We start from the raw sequence: 21,835 nt of genomic DNA on the forward strand, positions 1-21,835 counted from the left end.
GCAGTCACCTCCTCCGGTGACGCAGATTGTGCGTGGGGAAACAGTGTTTTGCTACCCCCGGGCGATAAAAAACTCTCGGACGGGCTAGCCCGAGAGTGCCACCTTAGCCCTTGGGCTTGGGTGGGGCCTTGCGTTTCGGGGCGGCATGCTTTTCTAGGTGCTCGACGATCTGGCCGGCAATGTCCTTGCCGGTGGCCGTTTCGATGCCCTGAAGGCCTGGCGACGAGTTGACTTCCATGATCACTGGCCCGTGATTGGACCGCAACAAGTCGACCCCGGCCACGTGTAGCCCCATGGCCTTGGCCGCGCGGATCGCCGTGGAGCGTTCCTCAGGCGTGATGCGGATCACGCTGGCGCTGCCGCCCCGGTGCAGGTTGGAACGAAACTCGCCTTCCGCGGCTTGACGCTTCATCGCCGCTACCACCTTGTCGCCGATCACCAGGCAGCGGATATCGGCGCCCTTGGCTTCCTTGATGTACTCCTGAACCATGATGTTGGCCTTCATGCCCATGAAGGCTTGGATCACGCTCTCTGCCGCCTGGTTGGTCTCGGCGAGCACCACACCAATGCCCTGGGTGCCTTCCAGCAGCTTGATGACCAGCGGGGCGCCCTTGACCATGGTGATCAGGTCGGGGATGTCGTCTGGGGAGTGGGCAAAGCCGGTGACTGGCAGGCCGACACCCTTGCGCGACAATAGCTGCAGCGAGCGCAGCTTGTCGCGAGAGCGCGTGATGGCCACGTTGTCGTTGAGCACATAGGTGCCCATCATTTCGAACTGGCGCAGCACCGCGCAGCCGTAGAAGGTCACCGACGAACCGATACGCGGAATCACCGCGTCGAAGGGCTCCAGCTCCGCGCCCTTGTAGTGAATCGAGGGGCGATGCGAGGTGATGTTCATGTAGCAGCGCAGGGTGTCGACAACCCGGATGGTATGTCCACGTTGCTCTGCTGCCTCAATCAGGCGGCGAGTGGAATACAGGTGGCGATTGCGGGAAAGCAGGGCAATATGCATGCATCGGGTCCTTGTAAAAAGTCAGGGCTCGCCGTGAAGGAAAGCGGCACCGGGCGCAACCAGCAGGCGGCGCATGGCGCGACGGCCAAGCAGCATGGGGTGGCGCATATCGCCGCGGTGCGTCAGGCTCAGCTCCGCCATGAAGCTGAGCTCACCCATCTGCACGCGCGTACGCACCACATAGCGCCATTCGGATTGGCCGTTGGAGCTGGTAATCATTCGACGGTCGTGCAGATGCAAGCGCACGGGGTGGGCCGGGCTCTCGGGTCCGCCGCCTCGGGTCACGAAGCTGACCCAGACGTGTCCATCTTCCTCATAGGTCTCGATGTCTTCGGCATGCAGGGCCGAGGTGCGAGCGCCGGTGTCGGCTTTGCAGCACAGGGTCAGCCCCAGTTCTGGAAGCGTGACCATCTCGCGCCGACCGATGACCGCCTTGGCCTGATAGGGCAATGCTTTCATGACCCCTCCGCGTCAGTGGTGTAGATGGGCGAGCCGTTGGCCGACCGGAGACTCGGCCGGCGCATCGCGCAACTGCATCAGCAGCGGCAGGCGTAGCCGGGGAATCAACGCCAAGTCCTTGACCATCGCCGTGAAGTCGACCGTCGGTTGCTCGGCCAGGCGTTCGAGATAGCGCGGCAGGCGCTGCGCGTCTTCCAGGTGCTCCCAGCCACGGGCGGCGATCGCTGCAAGCAAGTCCGGGCCGCAGGCGGCTGGATCATCGAGCAGCTTGCCATACCAGGCGCCGACGCTGTCATCCCGGCTTGCGCCCACCGCTCGTACGCAGGCGCAGAAGGTTTCGATGTCCCCCGTGCTTGCCGCCTGCTCGCCGCGGGCGCGTAGCGCCTGAATCAGTTCGGCATCAAGGCTGACATGCTCTAGGCAGTAACACAGCGAACGCACGACTTCGTCGGGCAGCCTTGGCAGACGCTGGGCCAGAGCATGGGCCTGGTCGCTGTCGTGGCGGGTCGCGAAGTCAGCCAGGCCCTGCAGACCAAGCGCTTGCCACTGATTGTCCTGCGGGTCCTCGCCGTGCTCTGATGCAGCGTCGTCCTGGGCGCCGGTCAGGTAGTCTTCCGCGAAATCGAGATGCTGGCTGGCCGGGCGGTCCATATCCAGGTTGGCGCGGGCGTGCAGCATTGCCTGAAGCTGTAATGGGGGCGTGAAGGCCAGCGGATTGTCCTTCATCAGGTTGTCGACCTGGTGCTCCTTGCCAAGCGTCGAGACGCTGTAGCCGAGGGTCTCGAGCAGCCGCTGGATGAAGGCATCCCGGGGTGCCGCCACCAGATATCCCTGCTCGTCCAGCGGCAGCGACAGAAACCAGATCAGCGGCTCTTCGGCGTCGCCAAGCGTGAAGAGGCAGGCCAGTCGGGCCTGCTCCTTCCAGGGGCTCGACCAGGGCTGCTGTTGGGCCTCGAAGGCCGCCAGCTCGTCGAGCGAGCAGGGCGCCAAGCGTCGGCCCAGATGATAGAGCCGAACCTGGGCACCGCTGCGTGTGAAGAAGTCGTGAAGCGTCAAAATTGGCTGCATGGCACCTTCCCATAATTAAGCGGCCACTCTATCACTTATGCCGCTTCCCTTGGCAGTCCTGAGCTGAGGAGAAATTCCGGGTTGTATAAAAATCACCCAACCATCGCTAGGTCCCATGACGTCCCGGTAATCCGCGCTTGTCCAATGGTTATCCACAGTTCTTTTCAGTGTTTCTGTGCATGACAATAGCGTGACGCATAGATGTCATTGCGCGGTGGAAAAGTGGAGGGCCTAGCCGCTGTTTTCTGGAAAGGCACTATGTGGCGTGGGCTGGTCGTTGAGGCGGTGTTGCGGGTATGAAGCGTGAATGCTGATGGAGAGCAAGCGGAGGCGCCTTACCGTTAGCGGTAGCGGTAAAATCCAGTAGCCAAGCCTTACTGGTCTATGTTCCAAAGGGTAATAAGTTTTATAATGGCTTATTACTTAATGATCTTTTTAGACTCGATTCAGGAGAGCTCCATGCTGCGTTCATTCACTCTTTCTCTGTTGGGTGCTGCGGCACTCGCTACAGCCGGGCTGGCCCAGGCCGACGATCCGCTCAAGGTCGGTATGTCCGGTGGGTACTTCCCCTTCACCTTCGTCGAACAGGATGAGCTCAAGGGCTTCGAGGTCGATGTGCTTGAGGCCGTCGCCGAGCAGATGGGCGTCGAGGTGGAATTCGTGACCGCCAACTTCTCCGGCCTGTTCGGCATGCTCGAGTCGGGACGCATCGACACCATTGCCAACCAGATCACCATCACCGACGAGCGTGAGGCGAAGTATCTCTTCACCGACCCCTACGTCTATGACGGCGCTCAAGTGGTGGTCAAGCGCGGCAACGACAGCATTCATGGCGTCGAGGACCTGCGCGGCAAGTCGGTGGCGGTCAACCTGGGCTCCAACTACGAAGCCCTGCTCGAGGAGCTGCCCTACGCCGACGAGATCGACATTCGCACCTACGAGAGCAATATCGAACAGGACACGGCGCTGGGTCGGGTCGATGCCTTCGTCATGGACCGGGTCAGTGCCAGTCAGGTGATCAAGGAAAAACCGCTGCCGCTGGCGCTCGCCGGTCAGCCGTTCTCCCAGATCCGCAATGCGCTGCCGTTCCGCGAGGACGACGCCGAACTGCGGGACCGGGTCAACGCGGCGCTGTCGGAACTGCGCAGCGACGGCACGCTGAGCGAGATTTCCGAGCGCTGGTTCGGTACCGATATCACCCGCCCGTAATCGGGAGTCATGATGAACGTGCTCGACGTTGATTACATGCTTCAGCTGGTGCCGGTCCTGCTGAGCTATTTGCCGCTGACCCTGGAGATGGCCGGGGCCGGCATGGTGCTGGCCCTGATACTGGCCTGCCTGCTGGCCGTGATCCGGGTGCTGGCGATTCCCGGTTTGAATGCGCTCACGCTGCTGTTCATCTCGTTCTTTCGCGGCACGCCACTGCTGGTCCAGCTTTTCCTGTTCTATTACGGGCTGCCCCAGTTGTTCAGTGCGCTGACCGAGATCAATGGTATTACCGCCACCATCCTCGGCCTGACCTTGCACTTTTCCGCCTACATGGCGGAATCGATCCGTGCGGCGATCGTCGGGGTGGATCGCAGCCAGACCGAGGCGGCGCTGTCGATCGGCATGACCAATGGGCAGCTGATGCGGCGCATCGTGCTGCCCCAGGCGACCCGCATCGCCGTGCCGACCCTGATGAACTACTTCATTGACATGATCAAGGCCACCTCGCTGGCCTTCACCCTGGGCGTCACGGAGCTGATGGGGGCTACTCAGAAGGAGGCCGCCGGCAGTTTCCTTTACTTCGAGGCCTTCATTACGGTCGCGGTGATCTATTGGGGGATCGTCGAGCTGTTGGCCTGGCTGCAGCGGCGCCTGGAGGCACGATTCAACGAGGCCTATCAACGATGATAAGGGTAGAAGGACTGATCAAGCGCTTTCAGGGCAACGCGGTACTCAGCGGTATCGACCTGGAAATTCAGCAGGGTGAAATCATCGTAGTGATCGGCCCGTCCGGTACCGGGAAGTCGACGCTGCTGCGCTGCCTGAACTTTCTCGAACGGCCGGATGCCGGGCGGATTCGTATCGGCAATCTCGACGTTGACGCCGCCCGTCCGCGCAAGGCGGATATTCTGGCGCTGCGCCGGGCGACGGCCTTCGTGTTTCAGAACTATGCCCTGTTCGCTAACAAGACGGCGCTTGAAAACATTAGCGAGGGCCTGATCGTGGTCAACCGCTGGCCCAAGGACAAGGCGTACGCTCGCGGGCGGGAGATTCTCGAGCGCATCGGGCTTGCCGACAAGGCGGATGCCTATCCTGCCTCGCTCTCCGGTGGACAGCAGCAGCGCGTCGGCATAGGTCGCGCCATGGCGGCTCAGGCCGAGGTGATCCTGTTCGATGAGCCGACCTCGTCGCTGGACCCGGAGTGGGTCGAAGAGGTGCTGGGGCTGATGAAGCAGCTGGCCGAGGAGCGTCAGACCATGCTGGTGGTGACTCACGAGATGGCATTTGCCCGCGACGTGGCCGACCGGGTGATCTTCATGGAAGGCGGGCGCATTGTCGAACAGGGGCCACCCTCCGAGCTGTTTTCGGCGCCTCGTGACCCGCGGACCCGAGACTTTCTGCGCAAGGTGCTGGCCAATCAGGCGTCACTGCAGAGCTAAAGCGCTAGGCCTGTCACGGCTGGCCAAGGCGAGCCTTGGCCGGGATAATGGTGCGTTTTGGTTTTGATTGGGGAAAGACTATGAGCGTTCACCAACAACTCGATCAGGCGGTTCGCCGTCTGGAAGCGACCCTCAAGGCGTCAGACCTGTGGCGCGTGGAAGAGCCTTCAGCCGAGGCGATGGCCAGCCAGCAGCCGTTCTGTGTCGACAGCATGTCGCTGCCCCAGTGGCTGCGCTTCGTGTTCATTGCACGTCTCGACGCCATGACGGCTGCGCAGTCGCCACTCCCAGCCAGCTGCAATGTGGCACCGGCGGCGGATCTGTATCTCAAGCAGGAACAGGCCCGCGCCGGGGATCGTCTGCTGGTGGTCAAGGCCATCGAGGAAGTCGATCAGGTGATCAACGAAGCTCCCTGAACGTCACGCACGGCGAGGTTTCCATGCCCTATTACTTTGCCTATGGCAGCAACATGAACGTGGCGCGGGTCGATGCACGGATCGGTGAGACCCGTCGCGCCCTAGCTGGGGTACTGGAGGGTTATCGACTCAGCTTCGACAAGGCCTCCAAGGTGCCGGGAGTGGCGCATGCAAATGTCCATCCGGCCCAGGGGCAGCGAGTCGAGGGCGCGCTCTTCGAGCTGACCCACCCTGACCAGATCACGCTGATGGACCCCTTCGAAGGGCATCCGCACGATTACACCCGCGTTCGCGAGTCGGTGCTCACCGACGAAGGTCCCATCGAGGCCTGGGTGTACGTCGCCCAGCCGCAGCGAACCGCTGAGTCCTTGCGGCCGGCGCAAGAGTATCTTGCTCACCTGCTGGCGGGAAAGCCCTTCCTGTCGGCGCAATATCACGCCGAGCTGGCGCGAGTCGAGGCCATAGAGTCGCTCGATGATGACAGCCTGGCGGCGCTTGGCTTGCACCGACATACACCGCGGTGATGGCGCCTAACGCTAATGGCTGAGTGGTAGAACGGATGAAGGAGGCGTGTGAGGTGGGGCGCATTGTCGCAGGCTGCGCTGTGAGCCGCTCAGCCTTGCGCTGAGTCAATATTTATCCTTCGCACGCTGAGTAGACTGAAGGTGTCTTTTCCGGCAGCCATCTCTGCCTCGACATCAAAAGGAAACGTGTCATGCGCCATTCAGTCCTCACTGCCGTTCTTGCCTCTGGCCTGGTCGCTGCCAGCGCTGTTCACTCAGGCGATGCTCTCGCTGCCGATCTCCAGTATGGCGCCGGGGACATCTTCACCCGTATTGGCGTGGCCAAGGTCTCACCGAAGAGCGACAATGGTTCCCTCGCCAGCGGCAGCATCGATGTGGACGTTCAGAGTGAAAGTGGTCCTGCCTTCACTCTGGGCTATCGGTTTACCGACAAGCTGGGTGTCGAGCTGCTGGCCGCCAAGCCTTTTGAGCACGACATCAAGCTGAATGGGGCCAACCAGGCGTCCACCAAGCATCTGCCGCCGACCCTGACCCTGCAATACTATCCGCTGGGGGGCACCCAGGCCCGCGTACAGCCGTATGCCGGTCTGGGCGTCAATTACACCACCTTCAGCGATGAAAAGGTCGATGGCTCTAGCCTGGAGCTCGATGATTCCTGGGGCGCTGCGGGTCAGGTGGGTGTCGATCTGGTCATCGACGACCATTGGGCGCTTAACGCCGCCGCCTGGTATCTGGATATCGACACCGACGCCAAAGTCGGTGGCAACGATGTCGGCACTGTGGAGATCGACCCGGTGGTCGTGATGGCAGGCCTGAGCTATCGCTTCTGAGCTATCGTTTCTGAGTTACCTTGCCTAGTGTCACCTAGTGCCCGGCTTTAACGACGACGCCCGCTTCCCAAGGGAAGCGGGCGTCTTGCGTTGGGCCTCTTTGGCACGCTTGCTTGGCGCTATGGTGCTATCAGTGCCTGGGCATGTCGCATGTGCCTAAAGGCCCGTTTGATGGCATCAGTCGGCGAGTGCCGGATCCAGGGAGTCACCTTGGCGGCGACTCAAGGCCAGGCCCAGTAGCAGGCCAGCGGCGGCCGGCAGTATCCAGCCGAAACTCGTCTCCCCGAGCGGCAGCATCGCCTGCATAGCGCTGGCGGGTTTCACCAGTGCCTCGATGCCGCTGGCCGCCAGGCCGTCAAGCAGGCTGGCGGCGAAGGTCAGGCCCATCGTGCAGGAGAAGACCCGCGGCGCATCCGCTAACTGTCGGCGCAGCATCGACAGGGCGATCAGCGCGATGGCCGGTGGATAGAGGGCCACCAAAACCGGCACCGAGATGCGGATCAGACTATCGAGCCCTTGATTGGCCACCAGGGCGGCAAAAGCCCCCATGATGATGACCATCGCCCGGTAGGGTAGGCGGGGGAAGAGGCGCTGGAAATACTCGCCGCAGGCGGTCAGCAGACCGACCGCGGTGGTCAGGCAGGCCAGGGTGATGATCACCGCCAGCAATACAGGGCCGGCCGGGCCGAACAGCGCTTGCACATAGCTAGGAATCAGCGTGCCGTTATCGGCGCCGGGTGCCACTTCATGACTGGTAGCGCCCATGTAGGCCAGGGGCAGGTATACCGCGGCCAGGCAGGTGGCGGCGATCACGCCCGTCATGAGGGTGTAGCGCATCAGGATGCGGCGATCCTCGATGCCGCGTTCGCGGATGGCGCTGACGATCAGGATGCCGAAGACCAGCGAGGCCAGGGTGTCCATGGTTAGGTAGCCGTTTTCGAAGCCCTGAGCGAAGGGGGCGTCGGCCCAGCTCTCGCTGACGGGCCCCAGCGGTCCTTGCGGAAAGAGCAAGGTGGCACCGGCAATCACCAACAGCAGGAAGATCAGCAGTGGGGTGATCCACTTGCCAATCACGTCCACCAGCCGGCCGGGCGACAGTGCCAGCAGCGTGGCGAGGCCAAAGAAAAGTACCGAGTGAATGGCCAGGCCGGTGGCGGGAGCCGAGTCGATGAAGGGGCGCATGCCCATCTCGAAGGCCACGGTGCCGGTGCGGGGCAGCGCGAACAAGGGGCCAATCGACAGATAGATGCCTAGTCCGAAGAGTAGCGCGGCCGCCTTGGGCAGGGGAGAGGTTAGCCGGTCCAGTCCGCCGCCGACGATGGCGACCGCGACGATGCCCAGCAATGGCATCCCCACGCCGGTGACCAGAAAGCCAATTGCCGCGGGCCAGAAGGCAACACCGGCGCCTTGGCCGACCTGTGGGGGGAAGATGATGTTGCCGGCACCGAGGAAGAGCGCGAAGGTCATGAAGCCCATCGCGAGTACCTCGAAGCCGGAAAGACGCGTTTTCACGAAGAATACCTGCGAGTTGATAGTGGAACGCTGGAAGCAGCGTGGGTTTTTCGGCGCGGTATTATCGTCGATACGTCTTCTTGCAGCAAAAAAAACGCCGGGCGCTAGGCCCGGCGCTGGATGCTTCTGCTCTTGATGGTCAGTGACTGATCAGAAGCCTGAGACTGGGTTCCCCCGCTTAGAAGCGCAGGGTGATACCGCCGCCGATGGTCACAGGGTCGACATCGGCTGTACCGATGCCATTGCCGTTCAGGCTGGCGTCGGCTTCGACATCGGAATAGCTCACCGAGCCGTTGAGCAGCAGATAGTCGGTGAGGGCTAGGTCGACGCCGACCTGGCCAATCGCGCCCCAGGAATCGTCGATATCCAGGCCACTCAACTCCTCATCGGAGTAGGTGGTGTAGTTGACGCCGACCCCGACGTAGGGCTGTACCTTGCCGCCGGTGCCGCCCAGCGGGTAATAGTTCGCCAGCAGGTTGACCGGGGTGCGATCCACGCTACCTATGCCAGTGCCACCCAGGCTCAACTGGTGTTCGAAGGGCTCGCTGCTGTTGAGTTCGACCCCTACCTTGTCGGTGAGCAGGTAGCCAAAGCCGTAGGTGAAGCCATTCTCGTCGGAAACATCGACGTCGGCCCCATTGAGCTTGCCGTTGTCGGAAGTGGGTTCGACCTGAGCGACACCGCCGCGCACGAAGATATCACCGGCCTGATAGGCCAGGGCGCTCTGAGCAGCCATCAAGCTGCTGGTGGCGATAAGAGCTGCGGAAATAAGCGTTGCCTTGTTCATGTAAGCCTCCTGATTGCTTTTGCTGGATCGACGTTAGCGGCCACTGGCCGATGCCGGTTCCTAGTTTGACAAACGCAGTATAGGAAACAGTGTTTCCTTTGGCATTACAATTTTTCCAATGACGCTGATAGTTATGATTGCAGAAGAATATTGATCCATGGAGTTAGCGATCCCTCATGAAGGATGCTTTTTTGTATAAGTCCTGTAGATGTCGTGCGCTGCCCATGGGTGATGGCGGCTCGCCAAGTCACCTGAATTGGTCTTGACTGGCTATCAGAAGATGTTGCTCGATTCCCGTGGGTTCGCCAGGAGGAGATATGAATTCACGCATGTTACGCCACGTCTGGCTGCCCTTTGCCGGTCTAGTGCTGTCGTCGGTTATCTCGGTGGCGCTTTTGTGGCGGCCCGAGGCGCTAAGTGACTTGTCCTGGCAGTGGCGCCTGCCGATGGTGTTGCTAGGGCTTTGGGCTCTCGGGTCAGGTTTCATGCACGGGGTGGGAGTGACGGCATCTCGCCGTTGGCTGCGTCAGCTGATGGCAGCGCCCGCCTGTTGGTGGGGGCTCGTGGTGTTCGCGTTGTTCGTATTTGGCCGAATGATGGTGGCCTGAGCGGGGGCGGCAGGCAATGAAAAGGGCTCCCGAGGGAGCCCTTTCACTAGTCCTGTCATGATATGCCATTCACAACGCTCTTCTGCTGCGATGCTTGCGGCATAGGCGCGCTGTTAGCGGGTAATGTGCTGGTATTCGCCAGCATCAGCCGTAACGCTGCTCACCACCAGGATGGCAAGCATGGAGGCGATGAAGCCAGGGATAATCTCGTAGACGCCCGGGCCACCCATGAAGGATGCGTTCCAGCCCAGAGAGATCCAGATGATGACGGTGAGGGCACCGACCACCATGCCCGCAATGGCGCCAGCGCCGTTAGTGCGCTGCCACATCAGCGACAGGATGATCAAAGGACCAAACGCCGAGCCGAAGCCTGCCCAGGCGTTACTGACCAGCCCCAGAACCTGAGAGTTCGGGTCAGAGGCGATGACCAGAGCCACCAGGCCCACCAGCACTACGCAGATACGGCCAACGTTCACACACTCACGATCCGTGGCTTCTTTGCGCAGGAAGAGGCGATAGAAGTCTTCGGTCAGTGAGGAGGAAGACACCAGCAGCTGGCTGGAGATGGTGCTCATGACCGCCGCCAGCAGTGCCGCATAGAGGAAGCCGGTAATCAGCGGGTGGAACAGCAGGTTGGACAGAACGATGAAGATGGTTTCCGGATCTTCAATGTCCAGGCCGTTGCGAACTGCATAAGCACGACCAAAGATGCCCAGTGATACGGCACCAATCAGAGAGATAGCCATCCAGCCCATGCCGATGTTTCGGGCAGTGGGGACTTCCTTCAGCGTGCGGATCGCCATGAAACGCACGATGATGTGCGGTTGGCCGAAATAGCCCAGACCCCAGGTAACCGCAGACAGCCAGCCGATGAAGGTCAGGCCATTGGTCCAGGAGAGCAGGTTAGGATCGACTCCATTCAGGGTCTGCGTCGCCTGTGAGAAGCCGCCGCCACCTTCGCCGAAGAGTACCACCGCTGGCATGATGATCAGGGCCAGCATCATGATGCAGCCCTGCACGAAGTCCGTCATGCTCACGGCCAGGAAGCCGCCGACTACCGTGTAGGCAAGGACCACGCCCAAGGTGATGATGAGACCGGCGGAGTAGTCGCTCAGGCCACCGAAGTTGAAGATCCCGGCAAACGCGCTTTCAAACAGCTTGCCGCCTGCAACCAGGCCAGATGCTGTATAAACCGCGAAGAAGATCACGATGACGATGGCGGATACCGTTCTCAGCGACAGGGCCCGCGTCGGGAATCGATTGGCCAAGAAAGACGGAATGGTAATCGCATTGCCATAGTGAACGGTCTGTTCACGAAGGCGGGGTGCGACCAGTGTCCAGTTGAAGAAGGCACCGACCAGCAGGCCGATACCAATCCAGGCTGAGCCAAGACCCGATGCAAAGAGCGCACCCGGCAGACCCAAGAGTAACCAACCACTCATGTCCGATGCACCGGCGGATAACGCCGCTACCTTCGGACTGAGAGATCGTCCCCCCAGCATGTAGTCTTCAGAAGAAGACGTGGCTTTGCGCATCGCATAAACGCCGATAGCAACCATGAGCGCAAAGTAAGCAAAAAGGCTGATCCAAACACCTATAGCCATGGAACATCTCCAGATTATTATGACGGAACTCGTTCCGACCGGTTAGTGCCTTTACCGTACAGAATCCGGTAGTGGCACGCATTGTTTTTGTAACGCTTTTCTCTTCACCTGCTTTAGGTAGAGCGCGAAGGTAAAGCCGGGGGCTAGTTTTTTTCCATCATGTTGCGTCGTCCTTCTTGCAGTTTTTTTGTTGTCCAACGCCGAAAGGGCCCTGCGTCACTTACAGACTAGACGATCGACAAGGCCTTTTCGTACGTTTCCGCCATGCGAGGTGTCATCACCCCGCATGGCAGACTACTCAACTCGGGTTATTCGTCACCCATCGCGAGTAGCGACGCGTTGCCGCCAAGGGCGGCGGTATTGATGGTCAGGGTCTTTTCTGTGGCGAAACGCAACAGATAATTCGGCCCACCCGCCTTAGGACCGGTGCCCGAAAGCCCCTGACCACCAAAGGGCTGAACGCCGACTACGGCGCCTATGATATTACGATTTACGTATACATTGCCTACCCGAATCTTCTCGGCGATTTCTTCGGCGAAGGATTCGTTGCGGCTGTGCACGCCGAAAGTCAGGCCATATCGGCGATCGTTAATGGATTGAATCACCTTGTCAATCTCGCTGGCCTTGTAGCGAACGATATGCAGGATCGGGCCGAATTGTTCGCGCTCCAGCGCATCGATGCTGTCGATCTCGAAGGCGACCGGTGCAACGAAGGTGCCCTCGGCGGTATGCGCAGGATCGAGCTTGGTTTCGGCAACCAGGCGGCCCTCGCCCTTGAGCTTCTCGATGTGCGCCATCAGGCCTTTGCGTGCGTCCTCATCGATGACCGGACCCACATCGGTACCCAGGTTGCGCGGATCGCCCACATGCAGCTCGTCCATGGCGCCCTTCAGGATCTCGATGACCCGGTCGGCCACGTCTTCCTGGAGGTAAAGTACGCGAAGTGCGGAGCAGCGCTGACCGGCGCTCTGGAAGGCGGACTGCACCACATCGGCCACGACCTGCTCGGGCAGGGCGGTGGAGTCGACGATCATGGCGTTCATGCCGCCGGTCTCGGCGATCAGTGTCGGCAGAGCGGCGCCTTCACGGGCGGCCAGCGCACGGTTGATGATCTGAGCGGTGTCGGTGCCACCGGTGAAGACCACGCCGGTGATGCGCGGGTCGCCGCTGAGCACGCTGCCCACGGTGGGGCCATCGCCCGGCAGCAACTGCACGACGTCGCGCGGCATGCCGGCTTCGTAAAGCAGCTCGATGACGCGATTGGCCGCCAGCGAGGTCTGCTCGGCCGGTTTGGCCAGCACCGGGTTGCCGGCAACCGCCGCCGCCACGACCTGACCGCAGAAGATGGCGATCGGGAAGTTCCAGGGGCTGATGGCGGCAAACACGCCCTTGCCGGACAGCATCAGCTCGTTGGACTCGCCGGTGGGCCCCGGCAGGGTGGTGGCGTTTCCAAATAGCTCTTCGGCACGGGTCGCGTAGTAGCGGCAGAAGTCGACGGCCTCGCGGATCTCGTCGACGCCATCGGTCAGCAGCTTGCCGCCCTCGCGGGAGCACAGCGCCATCAGCTCGGCGAGGTTGTCTTCCATCAGGTCGCCCAGGCGGCGAATGATGGCGGCACGCTCGGCAACCGGCGTGTTCTCCCAGCGCGGGAAAGCCGCCCAGGCGGCGTCGACGGCCTTGGCGGCCTGATCCTTGCTGGTCCACTGCACGCTGCCCACCTTGACCTTGCGATCAAACGGACAGAGGACGTCATGACGGGCACTGCTGTCATCGGCAACATCGAAGGCCAGGAGCGGCTTAGCGTTGTACTCCTTGTCCATGAATGTCGCCATCTCATCCATGAGCGGCTGGTACTGACTATTGATGTTCAAGTTCACTCCCTTCGAGTTCAAGCGGTTAGGGCCGTAGATATCCTTGGGCAAAGGAATCCGATTATTGGCGTAGGTCTTGTACTGCTTGAGCGTCTCTACCGGGTGCACGCAAAGCGACTCGACCGGTACGCGCGGGTCCACCAACTGGTGAACGAAGGAGGAGTTGGCTCCGTTCTCGAGTAGGCGGCGAACCAGGTAAGGCAGTAGGTCCTTGTGCGCGCCTACCGGCGCATAGATACGGCAGTAGGTGCCCTGAGGTGCACGCTTGAGCGCGGCGTCATACAGCGCCTCGCCCATGCCGTGCAGGCGCTGGAATTCGAAGGGGCGGCTGGCGTCGTTGGCCAGCTCCAGGATGGTGCTGATGGTGTGCGCGTTATGGGTCGCGAACTGCGGGAAAATACGCCCGCGGGTGCTCTCGGACAGCAGAAAGCTGGCACAGACCAGGTAGGCAACGTCGGTGCTGGCCTTGCGGGTATAAACCGGATAGCCATCGACGCCGATCTGCTGGCATTCCTTGACTTCGGTATCCCAGTAGGCGCCCTTGACCAGGCGCAACGGAATTTCGTCGCCCTGCTGGTCGGACAGGCGATTGATGTAATGCAGTACCGGTAGGGCGCGCTTGGAGTACGCCTGCACGACCAGGCCGAAGTGGCCCCAGCCCTTGCAGGTCTCGCTTTCATAGACAGCACGGAAGACTTCCAGCGACAGCTCCAGGCGGTCGACTTCCTCGGCGTCGATGGTCATGGCCACATCGCGATCGCGGGCCATTGCCGCCAGTTCGCGCACGGTGCCGACCAGCTCTTCGAGGATCTGCTCGCGCCGACCGAATTCATAGCGCGGATGCAGCGCGGAGAGCTTGATGGAGATCGACGGTGACGGTGTCTTGGATGACAGGCGCTGGCTGGTCTTGCCCACACTCTTGATGGCGTCGGCATAGGAGTCGAAATAGCGCTTGGCGTCCGCGCGGGTACGCGCCGCCTCACCGAGCATGTCGTAGGAGTAGGTGTAGCCTTTATCGAATAGCGGCTTGGAGCGCTTGAGCGCTTCTTCGATGTCGCGGCCCAGCACGAACTGCTTGCCCATGATCTTCATCGCTTCATACATGGCGCGACGAATGACCGGCTCGCCCATGCGGTTGACGAGCTTATTGATGAAGTGGGCGGGCTTGCCTTCCTTGGGCTTATCCAGGTTGATGACGCGACCGGTCATCAGCAGGCCCCAGGTGGAGGCATTGACGAACCAGGACTCGCTCTTGCCGACATGGGCCTTCCAGTCTGCCGGGCCAAGCTTGTCTTCGATCAGGGCATCTGCAGTGGCTTTATCCGGAATGCGCAGCATCGCCTCGGCGAGGCACATCAGCATCAGGCCTTCATTGGTATCGAGGCTGTACTGTTGGAGCAGTTCATCGATGGAATCTACCGCTGTATCCATCTCCCGGACTTCACGCACCAGCTCGGCGGCCTGGTTTGCTGTCCGCTTGAACTCTTCTTCATCGGCGGACAGGAAGTCGACGAGTTCGCCTACGAAGGTTTCTTCATCAACGACGTAATGATCGCTGATGCGGGCAAACAGCGTATCCAGGTCCTGCTTCCAAATGGTGCTATCCAGCATGTTGTTAGCGTCTAGCATTATGAATACCCCATGACAATGCGTGACCGGGCGACATTGCCGACATGACGTCAGTGGCCTGCGACGGTGGCAGGAACCCGGCTGGTGAAGCGTGGCCCAGGAAACGTCAGGGCAGGCACGAACTGCCCGTGGTCGTTTCATGACTGGACGAATGTAGTGATGTGCGCGGCATGCGTCTTGCGAATTTCCCGGCTTGATTTGTCAAAAAACGGGAAAGATTTTGAATGTGAGTCGGTATTTAGACTTTCGGATAACGCCTTAGGGAGCGTTATTCAGCATGGTGGGCTGTGTAGGGCGGCGCAAGGCGCTGGGAGGGTGGCCGAAGCTGCGGCGAAAGGCGTGTGATAGCGAGCTTTGCGAGGAAAAGCCAGTCTGATCGGCAATTTCCGACAAGGGGAGCCGCGTTGAAAGGAGTAGATGCTGAACCGTGCGCAGGCGTTTGTTCAGCAGATACTGATAAGGAGTGACGCCCGCCTGCTGACGGAAGCAGTCCGTGAAGTGGGCCTCGCTCAGGCAAGCATGGCGTGCCAAATCGGCCACGCTGAGGCGTTGCGACAGGCGCTGCTGAATATAGCGATCCAACGAGGCCAAATTAATGCGCTGCTGCCCACTGGGCACCACCTGAGCCGGCTGCAGGCGCACGCTCAGGCAAGACAGAAAGGTGGTCGCCATCAGCTCGTGATGCGCCAGGGGCAGTGACGTTTCGTCTACCCTATGGCTGAGCTCCTGCACCAGGAAGTCGAGGTAGTGGGTGAGCGAGGTATCCAGCGAGAAGAACAGTGGCGCATCGAACAGCCTTGCGAACTCACGGTGCTGGCCTGCCAAGGGGAAGGCATCGGATGGCAGGTTCATGATGAGGTGACGATTGACGCCCACCCCTTCGTAATAATGCACGTGATTGGCTGGAACGATGCATCCAGAGAGAGGGGCGATCGAGCCTCCCAGACCTTCGATCTCGAACTCGGCATTACCATCCACCCCGATCACGATCTGGTGGTAGTCGTGATCATGGTGCTTGGTAGTGGTATCGAGCGGAAAAAGATGAAGGGCGCTGGGCATTGGGTTGCCACTCCCGGCACATTAATTCGGACAGGTGGCCATTGTACGCCGCTGCCAAGCGAAAGACAGCGGCCAGAGGCTTACTAAAGTGCTGCGATAAAGCACTTCTAAGAGTGTCCGCGTGCCTCGCGTAGCGCCGTTCTGGAAGCGAGGTGATCACGCAGCGCCTGAAGGTCTTCACGCCCACTGCGGGAAAACAGCGATCCACCCTGAGCGGCCTGCCAGGGGCGGCCGTGCTCCTCCATCAGGTGCTGGGCGCGGCGGCGAACGCCTTCCAGGAACTCATCATGACGCACCGGGTAGCCAATGATGGTATTCCATTCGGTCTCGGTCAGGGTGCCGGAGAGCGCCTTGTCGAACAGCGCAATCAGATCATGCGCCTCCGTGCGGTAGCGCGGCGTACGCGACATCATCATGATCCCGACCATACTGCCGATGATCAGGAAGCAAACAGCAAAGATCAGTAAAAAGGTAGCCATGCGAGCCACTCACCGATAAGGAATAGACATGCGAACACTGCACCTGCTAAGCGGATACGGCAGGTAAAGCGCCCTCAGCAGGCCGTGAGGGCACCTGCGGCGATGGCACAAGCCCTATCGCCAGCCTTCTCTGCCAACACCCACGTTTGTCAGCACCTTATCATGGCCGGGCAACCCTATAGTAGAAGAGCCTGGGGTGCGGAAGAGAGAGGAAGCAGAAGCGCACTGCATGTCGCTACTCAGCCGAGCTAGCACTGCTTGATGGCGAAGAGGCTCTTTGTTGTGCTGACCCTGCGAGGTAGCGTGTTGCAATAGAGGCATTCGCAGCCCGAAGCGGAAGTGCCCGAGCAGAAGGAGCCCCAGCCGTGAGCTTTCTTGAACAGCATGCCGCCAATACGCAAGGCCGCGACTTCTTTGTTGGCGATATTCATGGCCAGTATCGCCTGCTGATGAAAGCCTTGAATAACGTGGCGTTCGATAGAGGCCGGGACCGCTTATTCAGCGTGGGCGATCTGATCGACCGAGGCGAGCAGTCGCTCGAGTGTCTCTCGTTACCGTTCGAGCCCTGGTTCTTTGGCGTGCGCGGTAACCACGAAATGCTGGCCTACGATGCCCTGTTCAGCACCGCCGGGGAGGAGTGGCGCAAACGAGAGTTGTGGATGATCAACGGCGGTACCTGGTCGCTGAGGGAAGATGCCAGCGACGTGAAGATGGTGCTCAGGGAGGCCATGCGCCGTCTGCCTTATGCGAGAGAAGTTAGCGTTGCCGGTAAGCGTATCGGCATCGTGCATGCCGAACCGCCTGATGACTGGTCACAGCTTGAGCTTGAAGACAACCACGCCGGCCACGAGCGACTTATCTGGCGCCGCTCGCGCATAAAGGCGGGGGACACGACACCCGTCGATGGCATTGATGCGGTGGTAGTCGGGCACAGCATCGTTGGCAACCTGACCACCCTTGGCAATGTTCACTATATCGACACCGGCGCCTTTATGACCGGCCGCCTGACCGTGATCGAAGCAACCGAGTTGCTGGAGTGAACAAACCGCAATCAACACACCGAGCTGCGCTTTTTGCCTGCATCCAGTTTTAAAGCGAAGCCAAGAAGGACGCTTTACGGATTCTACGACCAAAAACGCATCATTTCTTTCGCCAGTTAGGGTGACAGCCAAGAGGGAGCCCGATAGTCTGGACGGACTACCGACGGCGCAAGGATGCTGCCCAATGGCCAACCCCACCATAGCCAGTTACCTTGCCTTTGCCCTTTCTAGGGCATGCGCCTCTGCTGGTTTGTCGCTTTCAGCTTCCATCCAAAAGCAGCCATGGCGACGAAGACAGCACGCGAGTTCATTGAGGTTATGCAGCGCGGACGATGTGTTGTGTGGGGCAGCCAAACTTTACTTAATTCAGCTAAAATTCAGTGCCTTAGCGGCTTTGTGTGCGGTCGACAAAACATTCTTGAACGCGCTCGCTAATGTTAGAAAACGCGCGTTTTTTTGCAGGTTAAATGATTTTAGCCCTAGATAAAAGTGGTGCCAACAAAAGAGGAAGCGATGATGGAGCGTTATAAAAATTTAGGTTGTAACTCGAATGTGGTTGCATACGAAATTGGATCAGGCGAAATCACCGTCCAGTTCGGTGATGGCTCCGTCTATCTATACACGAATCAAAGTGCCGGTGCTGGCAGCATCAACGAAATGCATAGGCTAGCAAGAGCCGGGCAAGGCTTAAATAGCTATATCGGCAGAGTGGTAAAAAAGGGGTATGCTAGGAAGATAAGGTAATTATCCCTTGATGGACGCAGTCGCGGCGAAGTGGGCGCTGCGACTGTGCCTTTACTACGAAAAAACCACGCTTCTTGCGGGTGTTGAATTTTATAAAGATCTACGATAGCTATTTTGCCAAATAGGAGCGCTCTGTGAACTTTAACTCTCCACCCGAGATTTATGAACCACCGGCGAAGAGAAGGTATTGGGTGGTGAAGGCGGACTCCGGGAAGTATTATGAAGCTTTTGTTAGTAACTCTTTAATAGCTATCGGGCATTTAGATGAGTTTTTCGGAGGCTCTTCTTTTTCCAGTCCTTTTGTCAGGTCACCGTCTTTGTTAAGAATGCTGATGACGAAATCATTAGCTGATGGTAGGAGTTATTTTAATTCAAATAATTACGGCCAAGTGAACTCGTTTGTAAATGAAATGGCAGTTGGTGACTGGGTGCTCACAAAGGGCCAAAGGCATGTTCGGGTTGGGGTGATAACTTCTCCTTCGAGAATAGATGATCAAATAGTTAGGTACAAGGCTGATAAAGAGGATCTTTTCGAGAGAGAGGCTGGGCTAAGTTTTAAGCTTAGGCGGGATGTGCTCTGGGGCCCGGAAATATTGTTGAGTAATCTTCCAGCAGACATATACTACAGCCTGCGGGCCCCAATGACAGTATATACTGTTGATCAGTATGTTGAAAGCATATGCTTTACTTTATACCCTTGCTTTAAAGTGGGTGAGACTCTTCATTTGTCAATAAATATAAACAAAAAGGAAGAGATTTCAAATTACTACTTATCGAAAGTTTTTGAATATTTAAACGAGCTGGATTTTTTGTCTCAAGTCGATATTCATGGAGATGATTTAGAGTCGGCGCACCATTCGTTTGTTGAAAAAGGTTTGTTTGCTTTGTCAACACAGGCTAGCTTCCACTCTCCTGGAGAAATCTGGGTTAAGTTGGTGCTTGCTGGTAAGAAATCTAAAATGTTGCAAGCCGTTACAATATATTCCATGCTATTCGGTAACGCTCACATGGGGGTAGATGGAATTCTCGACTTAGAAAGTAGGCAGGAGTTATGGAGTGTATTGATAGAGCGCATAAATATGAACCATGTTGAGAAGGCGTCAAACGAGTTGCAGTTAAAGATGCCAGAGTATGATACTAAAGGGATTGAGTCTGTGTCTGTGGCTAGGCAGGGCAATGATTGACTTTACTTTCAGGCTTCGCATGGGAAATCCATTCATAAGAACGATAACTCTGCGCTGCGCTCCGATTTTCCGCTTTTGATGGCAAGCTTTAGGAGCAACAGAGGGTGAAATTTTTTATCAATATCTAGAGTCGATAGAATATATAGACTGGGATGCACCAGAGGTGTTGGCTAAGGTGGAGTTATTAGCCGCTGGCGCTTACAGCCCCGAGATGGTTGCAAAGACATTTTTGTCTTCGTCCGAGACCAGATCAAGCATAATTGGGATTACGAGTGTGGTCCTGTCACATGTAAGGCATCCGACGTGTTGAAACACGGAACAGGTTACTGTTACGCGAAGAGCCACCTGCTGGCAGCATTGCTACGAGCAAATGGAATACCGGCAGGCCTTTGCTATCAACGGTTAACCATCAGTGATGATGGTGATGGGCCCTCTTTTTTCCTGCATGGCTTAAATGCTCTGTACCTTGAGCATCACGGCTAGTATCGAATTGACGCTCGAGGAAACAAGGAAGGAGTCTCGGCTGATTTCTGTCCTCCGGTTGAGCGCTTGGCATTCCCGATAATTGCTGAGGGGGAAGCTTATCTTCCGGAGATATGGGCAAAGCCCATACTGCCTGTTATGGAGGTCCTTCTAGGTAGGAAGACTTATAAAGAGGTGGCAGACAACCTGCCGGATTTTTAGTTAGCGTTTACTTGCAAAACAGTGTGCGCTGAAAACGCGTAATTGCGACGTCAACGCTCAATAAAATTATCGAGAAAAGAATGGAAATTAAGGCACTCGAAGACAGGTACATAGACGAGGTCGTGGAGCTTTGGCGGGAGTGCGGTTTAGTCGTCCCTCACAATGACCCGGTCAAAGACATCGAGAGAAAGCTCAAAGTCGATCCTGAGCTTTTCTTGGTCGGCGTTGTGGGCGGGGCCGTTGTTGGGACGGTAATGGGCGGCTATGAAGGGCACCGAGGTTGGATTAACTACTTGGCGGTGAAGCCTTCACAGCAGCGCAAGGGCTACGGTCAAGGCATGATGCGGGCGGTTGAAACCTTGCTCCGGCAGAAAGGCTGTCCAAAAATCAATCTACAGGTTCGCTCTGCCAACAAGGCCGTTATCGAGTTCTACTCTTCCCTGGGGTACGGCAATGATGATGTCGTGAGTTTGGGTAAACGCCTGGAAGATGATTCCTAACCTAGTGCTCGCGGAAGCCACCTGACACATGCCTCCCCTGGGCCCTTTCTTGGCGAATGGGGCCCGTTCTGTCAAAGGCGTAGTGGGTCAGCTCAAATGGTTGTCCCAGCGTAAGTCGAGGGCGTCGAGCCGCTGCGGTTGCGAGCCATCACCCGGAACGCGGAAGATCTCTCCCTCGCCTGATGATACCCAGAAGCCGCCGTTGCCGTCGGGCAGGGCGCCGGCGGCATCAGGGAGGTGATGGCTTGCGATCAAGCGTCTTTCGTTGCGATCCAGTAGCAGCACTCGGTGGCCGCGTGGCGCGGTGATCAAGGCAAGGGGTGCATCGGGTGCCATGGCGATACTGGCAATGTAGTGGCGAAGTGTGTCGGTGAGGTCGTCCGGCAGGGCCATCTCGGCAAAGCTGCCATCAGGTTCGCGAAACGCCAGCAGTGGCTGCTGTTCCCAGGCGGGGCCCTGGAACTGATACCCCGCCAACACGCTGCCGTCAGGCGCGACATCCAGGTGGCGGCAGCTAAGCTGATGATGGCTGGGGGCATGTCGCTCGAGGATAGCGCCGCTCAGCCGGTCCACCAGCAAGAGTGCCGGTGCCATATCATCCAGGTTGAGTTTCACGCGGCCGTAGTCAGGGTGAGTGCGGATGCCACCAAGCCCAACGGCCAGTGTCTGGCCATCCGGCATCAGGCGCAGCTCATGGGGGCCGATGCCGGCGAGGTCGATTTCGCCTTCCAGAGCGTAGTCGTTCTCGGCATTGAAGACGCGTATCACCCCCGCGCTATCCTTGATCCGGTTGGCGGTGGCATAGAGAAGCCGGCCGTCTGGAGAGTAAGCGCCGTGCCCATAGAAGTGATGGTCAGGCCCGGCGGTAATACGGGTAACCTCGCGTTGCTCGTTGCCATCCAGTACATGCGCCAACCGGCCCGGACGCCTGGAGAATAGTGCTATCTGAGGCTGCCCCGGCCGGCGACAGCCGCCGTGGCAGCGTTCCGGCACAGGGGCGCGGAAACGGTTGCCGGTGGACGGCTGATAGCCGAGGAGCTGGTGGCCCTGGGCATCATCGATGGCGCTCCACAACCAGGCGTCCTGGTGTTCACCCTGTGCCCAGCAAAGCGCCGGTAGGCCGAGGGAGCCTAGCCCGAGCATGGCCGCTTTTAGGAACTCACGTCGCTGCCACATG

General features: G+C 58.9%; 22 protein-coding genes. 12 read left to right on the top strand and 10 right to left on the bottom strand.

All coding sequences use genetic code 11. The features are described from left to right. Nucleotides 1-103: 103 nt before the first annotated feature. Genes rimK through BLR71_RS01670 form a run of 3 tightly spaced genes read right to left on the bottom strand, consistent with a single transcriptional unit; the run spans nucleotide 104 to nucleotide 2,539 of the window. Nucleotides 104-1,012 (bottom strand): 30S ribosomal protein S6--L-glutamate ligase, encoded by a 909-nt coding sequence (gene rimK, locus BLR71_RS01660; protein WP_092522432.1) that lies wholly within the window; start codon nucleotides 1,010-1,012, stop codon nucleotides 104-106. 21 nt (nucleotides 1,013-1,033) lie between these two features. Next, a complete protein-coding gene (locus tag BLR71_RS01665) occupies nucleotides 1,034-1,471 on the bottom strand; it encodes an ATP-dependent zinc protease family protein (RefSeq protein ID WP_092522434.1) in 438 nt (145 codons plus the stop codon). A gap of 12 nt (nucleotides 1,472-1,483) precedes the next feature. Then, nucleotides 1,484-2,539 (bottom strand): DUF3549 family protein, encoded by a 1,056-nt coding sequence (locus BLR71_RS01670; RefSeq protein WP_092522436.1) that lies wholly within the window; start codon nucleotides 2,537-2,539, stop codon nucleotides 1,484-1,486. A 459-nt stretch (nucleotides 2,540-2,998) separates the two neighbouring features. Here BLR71_RS01670 and BLR71_RS01675 point away from each other — a divergent pair, with 459 nt between their 5' ends. The 6 genes from BLR71_RS01675 (at nucleotide 2,999) to BLR71_RS01700 (ending at nucleotide 6,957) form a co-directional block, all read left to right on the top strand. Next, the gene (locus BLR71_RS01675) at nucleotides 2,999-3,748 is read left to right on the top strand and encodes an amino acid ABC transporter substrate-binding protein (RefSeq protein WP_092522438.1); all 750 of its coding nucleotides are present in this window, start codon (nucleotides 2,999-3,001) and stop codon (nucleotides 3,746-3,748) included. Nucleotides 3,749-3,760: 12 nt separating this feature from the next. Further along, the gene (locus tag BLR71_RS01680; RefSeq protein WP_092522440.1) at nucleotides 3,761-4,435 is read left to right on the top strand and encodes an amino acid ABC transporter permease; all 675 of its coding nucleotides are present in this window, start codon (nucleotides 3,761-3,763) and stop codon (nucleotides 4,433-4,435) included. After that, complete coding sequence (locus tag BLR71_RS01685) at nucleotides 4,432-5,187, top strand: amino acid ABC transporter ATP-binding protein (protein WP_092522442.1); 756 nt, start codon at nucleotides 4,432-4,434, stop codon at nucleotides 5,185-5,187. The genes BLR71_RS01680 and BLR71_RS01685 overlap by 4 nt, the downstream gene beginning before the upstream one ends. 80 nt (nucleotides 5,188-5,267) lie before the next feature. Further along, nucleotides 5,268-5,603, top strand: a complete 336-nt coding sequence (locus BLR71_RS01690; protein ID WP_092522444.1) for a YqcC family protein — start codon at nucleotides 5,268-5,270, stop codon at nucleotides 5,601-5,603. 23 nt (nucleotides 5,604-5,626) lie between these two features. Next, nucleotides 5,627-6,127, top strand: coding sequence for a gamma-glutamylcyclotransferase family protein (locus BLR71_RS01695; RefSeq protein ID WP_092522446.1), 501 nt, complete (start codon nucleotides 5,627-5,629; stop codon nucleotides 6,125-6,127). A 191-nt stretch (nucleotides 6,128-6,318) separates the two neighbouring features. Beyond that, entirely contained in the window at nucleotides 6,319-6,957 is a 639-nt protein-coding gene (locus tag BLR71_RS01700) for an OmpW/AlkL family protein (RefSeq protein WP_092522448.1), read from the top strand. 177 nt (nucleotides 6,958-7,134) lie between these two features. Here BLR71_RS01700 and brnQ read toward each other — a convergent pair whose 3' ends face one another. Together brnQ and BLR71_RS01710 are read right to left on the bottom strand one after the other, a co-directional pair. Next, nucleotides 7,135-8,469: a branched-chain amino acid transport system II carrier protein gene (gene brnQ / locus BLR71_RS01705; protein ID WP_217629297.1), complete on the bottom strand. Its 1,335-nt coding sequence runs from the start codon at nucleotides 8,467-8,469 to the stop codon at nucleotides 7,135-7,137. Between the two features lie 178 nt (nucleotides 8,470-8,647). Further along, nucleotides 8,648-9,256 carry an OmpW/AlkL family protein gene (locus BLR71_RS01710; RefSeq protein ID WP_092522452.1) on the bottom strand — a complete coding sequence of 203 codons (609 nt, stop codon included), beginning with the start codon at nucleotides 9,254-9,256 and terminating at the stop codon, nucleotides 8,648-8,650. A gap of 317 nt (nucleotides 9,257-9,573) precedes the next feature. Between BLR71_RS01710 and BLR71_RS01715 the strand changes: the two genes are divergently transcribed. Then, nucleotides 9,574-9,864 carry a cyd operon YbgE family protein gene (locus BLR71_RS01715; RefSeq protein WP_092522454.1) on the top strand — a complete coding sequence of 97 codons (291 nt, stop codon included), beginning with the start codon at nucleotides 9,574-9,576 and terminating at the stop codon, nucleotides 9,862-9,864. Nucleotides 9,865-9,977: 113 nt separating this feature from the next. On the opposite strand, the gene putP is transcribed toward BLR71_RS01715, so the two are convergent. From putP to BLR71_RS01735, 4 genes are all read right to left on the bottom strand, one after another. Then, nucleotides 9,978-11,468: a sodium/proline symporter PutP gene (putP, locus tag BLR71_RS01720; RefSeq protein WP_092522456.1), complete on the bottom strand. Its 1,491-nt coding sequence runs from the start codon at nucleotides 11,466-11,468 to the stop codon at nucleotides 9,978-9,980. Between the two features lie 308 nt (nucleotides 11,469-11,776). After that, a complete protein-coding gene (gene putA, locus BLR71_RS01725) occupies nucleotides 11,777-14,968 on the bottom strand; it encodes a bifunctional proline dehydrogenase/L-glutamate gamma-semialdehyde dehydrogenase PutA (RefSeq protein WP_092522458.1) in 3,192 nt (1,063 codons plus the stop codon). A gap of 258 nt (nucleotides 14,969-15,226) precedes the next feature. After that, on the bottom strand, nucleotides 15,227-16,027 hold the full coding sequence (locus tag BLR71_RS01730) for an AraC family transcriptional regulator (RefSeq protein ID WP_092522460.1): 801 nt from the start codon (nucleotides 16,025-16,027) through the stop codon (nucleotides 15,227-15,229). A 107-nt stretch (nucleotides 16,028-16,134) separates the two neighbouring features. Continuing rightward, nucleotides 16,135-16,506, bottom strand: coding sequence for a hypothetical protein (locus tag BLR71_RS01735; RefSeq protein WP_092522462.1), 372 nt, complete (start codon nucleotides 16,504-16,506; stop codon nucleotides 16,135-16,137). A gap of 365 nt (nucleotides 16,507-16,871) precedes the next feature. On the opposite strand from BLR71_RS01735, the gene BLR71_RS01740 reads away from it, so the two are divergent. The 5 genes from BLR71_RS01740 to BLR71_RS01760 all read left to right on the top strand — a co-directional run bounded on the left by BLR71_RS01740 (nucleotide 16,872) and on the right by BLR71_RS01760 (nucleotide 20,658). Then, the gene (locus BLR71_RS01740) at nucleotides 16,872-17,546 is read left to right on the top strand and encodes a metallophosphoesterase (RefSeq protein WP_245696307.1); all 675 of its coding nucleotides are present in this window, start codon (nucleotides 16,872-16,874) and stop codon (nucleotides 17,544-17,546) included. A gap of 513 nt (nucleotides 17,547-18,059) precedes the next feature. After that, on the top strand, nucleotides 18,060-18,290 hold the full coding sequence (locus BLR71_RS01745; RefSeq protein ID WP_217629298.1) for a hypothetical protein: 231 nt from the start codon (nucleotides 18,060-18,062) through the stop codon (nucleotides 18,288-18,290). Nucleotides 18,291-18,424: 134 nt separating this feature from the next. Continuing rightward, nucleotides 18,425-19,474 (top strand): hypothetical protein, encoded by a 1,050-nt coding sequence (locus BLR71_RS01750; protein WP_139172519.1) that lies wholly within the window; start codon nucleotides 18,425-18,427, stop codon nucleotides 19,472-19,474. Between the two features lie 249 nt (nucleotides 19,475-19,723). Next, entirely contained in the window at nucleotides 19,724-19,957 is a 234-nt protein-coding gene (locus BLR71_RS18035; RefSeq protein ID WP_340147951.1) for a transglutaminase-like domain-containing protein, read from the top strand. A gap of 281 nt (nucleotides 19,958-20,238) precedes the next feature. Further along, on the top strand, nucleotides 20,239-20,658 hold the full coding sequence (locus tag BLR71_RS01760; protein WP_092522468.1) for a GNAT family acetyltransferase: 420 nt from the start codon (nucleotides 20,239-20,241) through the stop codon (nucleotides 20,656-20,658). An 87-nt stretch (nucleotides 20,659-20,745) separates the two neighbouring features. Here BLR71_RS01760 and BLR71_RS01765 read toward each other — a convergent pair whose 3' ends face one another. Continuing rightward, a complete protein-coding gene (locus BLR71_RS01765) occupies nucleotides 20,746-21,834 on the bottom strand; it encodes a DUF1513 domain-containing protein (protein WP_092522470.1) in 1,089 nt (362 codons plus the stop codon). Nucleotide 21,835 lies beyond the last annotated feature (1 nt).

This window comes from Onishia taeanensis, from assembly GCF_900100755.1.
Classification (GTDB): domain Bacteria; phylum Pseudomonadota; class Gammaproteobacteria; order Pseudomonadales; family Halomonadaceae; genus Onishia; species Onishia taeanensis.